General features: G+C 65.4%; 1 protein-coding gene. It reads left to right on the top strand.

What is annotated here, in order from left to right; all coding sequences use genetic code 11:
- On the top strand, positions 1-393 hold a 393-nt coding region (locus IF47_RS0126910), incomplete at its 5' end, for a roadblock/LC7 domain-containing protein (protein WP_051718273.1).

Genomic DNA, 393 nt, shown 5'->3' with positions numbered 1-393 from the left:
CTGAACTGGTTGATCACCAACTTCGTGGAGAACACCCCGGGGGTGTCGCACACGGTGGTGGTCTCCGCCGACGGCCTCCTTCTGGCCATGTCCGAGGGGTTCCCGCGGGACCGTGCCGATCAGTTGGCGGCGGTCGCGTCGGGTCTGACCTCGCTGACCGCTGGTGCGTCGCGCATCTTCGAGGGGGGTGCGGTGAATCAGACGGTGGTGGAGATGGAGCGTGGGTTCCTCTTCATCATGTCGATCTCCGACGGTTCCTCGTTGGCGGTGTTGGCCCACCCGGAGGCGGACATCGGCCTGGTGGGTTACGAGATGGCTCTGTTGGTGGACCGGGCGGGTACGGTGCTGACCCCGGACCTCCGTGCCGAGCTGCAAGGAAGCCTTCTCAACTAG

This window comes from Streptomyces megasporus (genome assembly GCF_000718985.1).
Lineage (GTDB): Bacteria > Actinomycetota > Actinomycetes > Streptomycetales > Streptomycetaceae > Streptomyces > Streptomyces megasporus.
This window is presented reverse-complemented; position numbering and strand designations above follow the sequence as displayed.